Here is a 7,082-nt window from a genome sequence, read left to right on the forward strand (position 1 = left end):
GACGTGGGGTCGTCCCTGGATCCTGACGCCCAGCGGTTCAACGAGCCGGCGCAGCGCGGCGAGGTCGGCGGTGACGGTGGTGCGGCCCACGTTCATCTGGCGGGCCAGGGACTCGATGCGCACCGGCAGCAGTGATCCGGCGAGCTGGCACAGGATGTGGGCGCTGCGGTGCGCCGGGTCGTTGAAGGAGTCCCGCACGCCGAGGACATCGGCACGACGGGCTCGGTAGGCCTCCTGGTCGACGACCCTCAGCCGGTAGCGTCCGCCGATCAACCGCACCTGCGCAGAGCCACCGAGGCTGGCATTGAGACCCGAGACTTCGGTGGCCACGGTGCGCAGCCCCACGCCCAGCGCACGCGCCAGTGACTCGGGAGCGGCCGACAGGCTGGTCTCGAGCTGGAGCAGGATCTGCGCTGGACGCTGCATCTGTCCCCTTCGTTGGTGGAATGCCGCCACGCTAGTGCCGTGGTGTCGCCAAAGTCCCACCCCAATCAGCCGGACGATTTCGCCTGCCCCCGCAAGTCTCCGACCGCTGCGCCGGGCGGATGCGCGTGGGAGGATCTGGAGTGATCTGGCCCAGTGGATGAAGGAGTTCGGATGCGCATGCGTGAGGTCGACGTCGCCCTGCCGCGTGGGGTGCACGCCCGGGTGGCGGCCCAGCTGACCGCCACGGCTGCCAGCTACTCCAGCTCGGTCTTCCTGCGTGCCGGACGCTCGGTGAGCCTCGCCGACACCATGGCGGTGCTGGGCCTGGGCATTGCCCACGGCGACCGCGTGATGCTGCTGGCCGATGGCCGCGACGGGGCCGCCGCCCTGGAGGCCGTCGCCGCGATGCTGGAGTCCGTCGAGGACTGAACTGAGCACATTGCGTCCCGACCTCCGGGAAGCGACCGCTGATCCGCATCAGGCCCTGCAAAGCGTCGGCCGACAGTCGCTGTCTGCCCGCTCAGGTCCCTCCTAGTGTGGGTGGTGAGCACCGACGCCAGCGAGGACGCCGGGACCCCCAGGGAGGATCGATCATGGACGACATTCTTGCCACGGCCGTACGGGACGCGGACCAGACCGAGGCCGTGGCCGTGGCCCGAGGCGCGGCCGACGACTGCGGGCCGCTGCTGCGCCAGACCGGTGACGGCGCACCGCTGCTGGTAGTCGCCGACGAGAACACCTGGGCCGCCGCAGGTCCCCAGACCTCCCGGGCGGCGAGCAGCGCCGGGCTGCAGCTGGCCGAGTCGATGGTCTTCCCCGCCTCCCCCACGCTCTATGCATCGCTGGACAATGCCGCGGCGATCCGCGACGCGATCACCGCAGCCGATGCCGCCATGGGTCGTGAGGTGCTTCCGGTGGCCGTGGGCGCCGGGACCCTCAATGACCTGGTCAAGATGGCCGCGCACGAGCTGGGGCGCCGCTACGTGGTGGTGGGCACGGCGGCCAGCATGGACGGCTACACCGGGGCCGGGGCGCCGATCAGCAATGACGGGGTCAAGATCACCATGAACTGCACCGCCCCGAAGGCGGTCGTCTTCGACCTCGACGTCACCGCCCAGGCCCCAGCCTGGATGGTGGCTTCCGGCTACGGCGACCTGGCCGCCAAGATCCCCGGCGGCGCCGACTGGATCCTGGCCGACGCGGTGGGCATCGAGCCGATCGACGAGCACGTCTGGAAGCTGGTGCAGAGCGGGGTGCGCGAGGCGCTGGCCCATCCGCGCGAGCTCGCCGCCGGCCAGCCAGAGGCCTTCTCCGGCCTGGTCGACGGGCTGGTCCTGTCGGGCCTGGCGATGCAGGTCTATGGCGGCACCCGTCCGGCCTCGGGCGCCGAGCACTACTTCAGCCACATCTGGGAGCTGGACCACCTGGGCGCCGACCAGGACCCGCCGCTCTCGCACGGCGCGAAGGTGGCCGTCGGCACCCTGGCGATGCTGGCCTTCTACGAGCGCTTCATGGCCCGCGACGTCGCCGCCCTGGACGTGGATGCTGCCGTGGCGGCGTGGCGGCCCTGGGAGGAGGTGGAGGCTGACATCCGTCGCACCTTCACCGGCGCGCTGGCCGAGCATGCCGTCAAGGAGACCCGCGCCAAGTACGTCGACGGCGATGGCCTGCGCCAGCGCCTGGAGCTGCTCAAGCAGTCGTGGCCGGCGACGCAGGCGCGGTTGGAGGAACAGCTGGTGCCCGCCGCCGACTTCCAGCAGCAGTTGTCACTGGCCGGCGCCCCGAGCCGGCCGCAGGACATCGGGCTGGACGTCGCCGGCCTCAAGGCGACCTTCCCGAAGGCCATGTACTACCGCTCGCGCTACACGGTGCTCGACGTTGCCCGTGAGGCCGGGTGGTACGACCAGCTCGTCGACGAGGTCTTCGCCAACGACTCGCTGTGGAGCTGACCTCGCCGTGGCCGGCCGTCACCGGCGCTGGCCCCTCACTGGCACCGTCCCCCTCTGCCAGTGGCCGGCGCCGGACATGACGACGGGAGCCCTGCCCCCGACCGGGGACAGGGCTCCTGTGGCGTGCAGCGTCAGCCGATGACCTTCTTGGCGGTCTCGACGACGTTGTCCACGGTGAAGCCGAGCTTCTCGAACATCACGTTGCCGCTGGCCGAGGCGCCGAAGCTCTCGATGGAGACCGAGGCCCCGTCGAAGCCGACGTACTTGCTCCAGCCCTGGGCGATGCCGGCCTCGATGGAGACGCGCTTGGTGACCGACTTCGGCAGCACGCTCTCCTGGTAGGCCTCGTCCTGCTCGTCGAACCACTCCTGGCACGGCATGGACACCACGCGGGTGGCGACACCCTGCTCCTCGAGCACCTTCTGGGCCTCGACGGCCAGCTGCACCTCGGAGCCGGTGGCGATCAGGATCAGCTGCGGCTCGCCGTTGGCGGCGTCCTTGAGCACATAGGCACCCTTGAGCACGCCCTCAGCCGAGGCGTACTCGGTGCGGTCGACGATGGGCAGGTCCTGACGGCTGAGCACCAGGCCGGTCGGGTTGTCGGTGTGCTCCAGCGCACCGCGCCAGGCGTAGCTGGTCTCGTTGGCGTCGGCGGGACGCACGATGGCCAGGTTCGGGATGGCGCGGTAGGCGGCCAGGTGCTCGATCGGCTGGTGGGTGGGGCCGTCCTCGCCGACCCCGACGGAGTCGTGCGTCCAGACGAAGATGCTCGGCAGGCCCATCAGCGCGGCCAGACGCACCGGCGGGCGCATGTAGTCGGCGAAGACGAAGAAGGTGGCGCCGTAGGGACGGGTCAGGCCCGACAGGGTGATGCCGTTGACGATGCCGCCCATGGCGTGCTCGCGGATGCCGAAGTGCAGGGTACGGCCGTACTCGTTGCCCTGGAACTGCTCGCTGGCGCGCTCGGCGGGCAGGAAGGAGGGCTCGCCCTTCATGGTGGTGTTGTTGGAGCCGGCCAGGTCGGCCGAACCGCCCCACAGCTCGGGCAGCTGGCTGGCCAGGGCGTTGAGCACCTCGCCGGAGGCGGCGCGGGTGGCCTTCTTGCCGGGCTCGAAGACCGGCAGGTCCAGCTCGGGCAGGGTGCGGTCGGTGACGCGGGCCAGCAGCTCGGCCTTGTCGGGATTGGCCTGCTTCCAGGCCTCGAACTTCTGCTCCCACTCGGCGCGCAGCTGCTTGCCGCGCTCGGCGGCGTTCTTCTGCGCGTACTCGACGGCCTCGGTGTCGACGGCGAAGGGCTCGTCGTCGAAGCCGAGCTCCTTCTTCAGCGCCGAGATCTCCTCGGCGCCGATCTTGGAGCCGTGCACCGAGTGGTCGCCCTGCTTGTTGGGCAGCGGCCAGCCGATGACGGTGGTCACCTTGATGAAGGAGGGCTTGTCGGTGACCTGCTTGGCGGCCTCGATGGCCTGGTACAGCTCCTCGACCTTCTCCTCGTACTTCGTGCCGCCGTTGGTGAAGTCGACGTGCTGGGTGTGCCAGCCGTAGGCCTCATAGCGCGCCTGCACGTCCTCGCTGAAGGCGATCTTGGTGTCGCCCTCGATGGAGATGCGGTTGTCGTCGTAGAAGAGCACCAGGTTGCCCAGGTTCTGGGTGGCAGCCAGGGAGGAGGCCTCGCTGGCCACACCCTCCTGCATGCAGCCGTCACCGGCGATGCAGTAGATGGTGCGGTCGAAGGGGCTCTGGCCGGCGGGGGCCTCGGGGTCGAACAGGCCACGCTCCTTGCGGGCGGCCATCGCCATGCCGACGGCCATCGAGACGCCGGCGCCGAGCGGGCCGGTGGTGCCCTCGATGAACTTGGTGTGGTGGTACTCGGGGTGTCCGGGGGTCTTGGAACCCCAGGTGCGCAGCTCCTTGAGGTCCTGCAGCTGCAGGTCGCAGCCGGCCAGGTAGAGCTGGGTGTACTGGGTCAGCGAGGCGTGGCCGGCGCTCATCAGGAAGCGGTCGCGGCCGAGCCACAGATGGTCGCTGGGGTCGGTCTTCATGACCTTCTGGTAGAGCAGGTAGGCCAGCGGGGCCAGGGAGATCGCGGTGCCGGGGTGACCGTTGCCGACCTTCTCCACGGCATCGGCGGCAAGGATGCGCGCGGTGTCGACTGCGCGCTTGTCCTGGTCGGTCCAGTTCAGGGTGGTGTTCACGTGATCCCTCTCGTAGCGTCTGGGTTCTGGGAAGCCCGTCACCCTCGATGGTATGGCCTGGGCCAATGGGCCCCCTGGGGGTTGCACGGATTTTCAGCTCGCGGCCGAGTCGTCCTCGCTCCAGCCGAGCTCCTGCCAGACCTCGAGCGGAAGCAGCCGGTCGATGCGGTCCAGCACCAGTTCGGGTCGCTGGCCGCTGGCGAGCTGCTCCACGTCGGCTGCGGTGGCCTCCCCGGTGAGCACCAGCGCCGAGTGCATGCCCGTGTCGAGTGCCATCTGGATGTCGGTGCCCAGGCGGTCCCCCACCATGACGGCGTCGGCCACCTCGACGTCCAGCCCGGCCAGCGCCTCGGTGAGCATGACGCTCGACGGCTTGCCCAGGCTCACCTTGCAGGTGGTGCCGGTGCAGGCCTCGATGGCGGCGGTGATGGCCGCGCAGTCGGGCTCGCCGCGTCCGCCGGGGAAGGGGCAGTAGCGGTCGGGATTGGTCTGGACGAGGAAGGCCCGCTCATGGAACCAGATGGCGTCGAAGGCGATCTGCAGCTTGCGGTAGTCGAAGCCGCGGTCGTAGGAGGCGATCACGATGTCGATCTCGGCCGGGTCCTCACTGAGCGTGAAACCCGCCTCGGTCAGCGCCCGGCACAGCGGCTCCTCGGCGATCGGGAAGAGCACGGCCCGAGGATGGTGGGCCTGCAACCAGCGCACCGTGGTGACCACGGTGTTGGCGATGTCCTCGATGGGGGTCGCAAGCCCCAGTCGTTCGAGCTTCTCGACGTACTGGGCCGGGTCCTTGGTGGGGTTGTTGGACAGGAAGCGCACCGGGATGCCGCGGCGTCGCAGCTCGGTGATGGTCCGTGCCGCGCCGGGGAGCAGCTCGTCGCCCAGGTAGATGGTGCCGTCCATGTCGAAGACATAGGCCCCATGGAGGGTGGGCGCGTGGCGGGTGGTCGCGTGCATGGGTGTCCTCGGTGCGTGGGATTCGGTGCGTTGGGGTCTGTGCTGGTCCTCGGGACCGTGGACCGTGCTGCGGGTGCGGCCCAGGAGCCGCACCCGCAGCCAGTCTTTCAGCGGCCGGCGCCGTCCGAGCCGAAGAACTTCTTCCACGGGACGTCGACGGCCTTGTCCTCGCCGACGACCTCGTAGAGGTGGCGCAGCAGCGGGAACTGCTCGGCCGGCACCACGCCACGCTCGGTGAGCGCCTTGAGGGCCTGGCCGACCACGACGATGCAGGTGGCGCCCTCCAGGGTGACACCGGGCATCTTTGCCTTGGCCTCACTGAAGGTCATCCCCTGGCCCACCAGGGTGCCGACCTTCACGTTGCGGCCGCCCCTCGAGGTGACGAAGCAGTCGCCGATGCCGGCGATGCCCATGACGGTCTGCGGGTCGCACTCCAGCAGCTGCAGCCACTGCTGCATCTCGATCGAGGCCTGGCCGAAGATCGCGGCGCCGTAGTTGAAGTTGACATAGGGGGTCTCGGAGAACTCCGCGCCCTCGTCCTTGAGCTTCTGCAGGGTGCCGTGCATGAAGCCGGCGCCGAAGGCGTAGCAGTTCTTGGTGGCGGCCATCAGCTCGATGCCCTTGAAGTCGGTGTTCAGCCACACGTGGTAGGCCTCGGTCTCGAACAGGCCACGCCACATCTCGAGCACCTCGCGGTCCTCGCCGGTAAAGGTGACGCAGGTGTGGCGGCGGATGGCCACCTCGCCGGCGATCGACGGGCCGGCGATGGCCGACCAGCTGACCTGCTGGCGCAGCTGCTCGGGAACTTGGTTGGCCAGGACCTTCGGAAGGATCTCGAAGTTGCCCTGCTCGTCGGCCCGCAGGCCCTTGGCCAGCGCGATGACGTGCATCCCGGGACGCAGCAGTGCGGCCAGCTGCTCACCGGCCCACTCGACACCGAAGCTGTTGACACCGCTCATCACCAGGTCGACGCCCTCGAAGGCCTTGGCGGCATCCTCCAGCTGGTAGGCCTCGGTGCCCTCGGGGACCTTCAGGCCGAGCGTGGGGTGGATGCCGGTCTTCTGGATCGAGTCGATGATCTCGCGGTCGAGGTGGGTTCCCACCAGACGGACCGTGTTGCCGTTGTCGCAGAAGGGGGTGGCCAGGGCCGTGGCCATGATTCCGGCGCCGAGCACGACGAGAGTTGCCATGGGATCTTCCTTTTCTCAAGAGTCTGGACGGTCATCCCTGTCGCGGTGGGCTCACCTCGGCGTGGGACCTCTTCTACAAGCTAACGGCCGACGAGGGATCACCCCCAGCCCCACTGGACCGCTTCCTTGCACAAGGCGCTGCAATCGACCGCCGCAGGTAGTCTCTTCCCGGCGCGGACGCAACCTCGCAACCGGTTCATTCGTAGGAGTGGTCATGGAGACTTCCCCCGAGGCCGGTTTCACCGCCTTCGTCGAGGCAGAGCGGGAATGGCTGGGACGCCTGGCCGTCATGCTCGTGCGCGACCGGCACGCGGGCGAGGACCTCCTGCAGGAGACGCTGGTGCGGGTCTACCTGGCCTGGCACCGCA

At 69.3% G+C, this 7,082-nt stretch carries 5 protein-coding genes and 1 pseudogene; 2 read left to right on the forward strand and 4 right to left on the reverse strand.

Annotated elements, in window-relative coordinates; translation table 11 throughout:
- Window positions 1-426, reverse strand: a pseudogene (locus ACHFFZ_RS04865) (PTS fructose transporter subunit IIA); the annotation flags it as partial.
- A gap of 171 nt (window positions 427-597) precedes the next feature.
- On the opposite strand from ACHFFZ_RS04865, the gene ACHFFZ_RS04870 reads away from it, so the two are divergent.
- Complete coding sequence (locus ACHFFZ_RS04870; protein WP_394275536.1) at window positions 598-855, forward strand: HPr family phosphocarrier protein; 258 nt, start codon at window positions 598-600, stop codon at window positions 853-855.
- A gap of 161 nt (window positions 856-1,016) precedes the next feature.
- Window positions 1,017-2,375, forward strand: a complete 1,359-nt coding sequence (locus tag ACHFFZ_RS04875; RefSeq protein WP_394275540.1) for a sn-glycerol-1-phosphate dehydrogenase — start codon at window positions 1,017-1,019, stop codon at window positions 2,373-2,375.
- 131 nt (window positions 2,376-2,506) lie between these two features.
- Here ACHFFZ_RS04875 and tkt read toward each other — a convergent pair whose 3' ends face one another.
- The 3 genes from tkt to ACHFFZ_RS04890 all read right to left on the reverse strand — a co-directional run bounded on the left by tkt (window position 2,507) and on the right by ACHFFZ_RS04890 (window position 6,714).
- On the reverse strand, window positions 2,507-4,567 hold the full coding sequence (gene tkt / locus ACHFFZ_RS04880; protein WP_394275537.1) for a transketolase: 2,061 nt from the start codon (window positions 4,565-4,567) through the stop codon (window positions 2,507-2,509).
- Between the two features lie 93 nt (window positions 4,568-4,660).
- Window positions 4,661-5,524 carry an HAD-IIA family hydrolase gene (locus tag ACHFFZ_RS04885; RefSeq protein WP_394275538.1) on the reverse strand — a complete coding sequence of 288 codons (864 nt, stop codon included), beginning with the start codon at window positions 5,522-5,524 and terminating at the stop codon, window positions 4,661-4,663.
- Between the two features lie 107 nt (window positions 5,525-5,631).
- Window positions 5,632-6,714: a glycerol-3-phosphate dehydrogenase gene (locus ACHFFZ_RS04890; RefSeq protein WP_394275539.1), complete on the reverse strand. Its 1,083-nt coding sequence runs from the start codon at window positions 6,712-6,714 to the stop codon at window positions 5,632-5,634.
- Window positions 6,715-7,082 lie beyond the last annotated feature (368 nt).

The sequence above is a fragment of the Luteococcus sp. genome (assembly GCF_043424415.1).
Classification (GTDB): Bacteria; Actinomycetota; Actinomycetes; order Propionibacteriales; family Propionibacteriaceae; genus Luteococcus.

Excerpts from the sequence above, each read along its gene's own strand:
- ACHFFZ_RS04870 (WP_394275536.1), top strand. The coding sequence starts at position 598 with ATGCGCATGCGTGAGGTCGACGTCGCCCTGCCGCGTGGGGTGCACGCC.
- ACHFFZ_RS04885 (WP_394275538.1), bottom strand. The coding sequence starts at position 5,524 with ATGCACGCGACCACCCGCCACGCGCCCACCCTCCATGGGGCCTATGTC.
- ACHFFZ_RS04890 (WP_394275539.1), bottom strand. The coding sequence starts at position 6,714 with ATGGCAACTCTCGTCGTGCTCGGCGCCGGAATCATGGCCACGGCCCTG.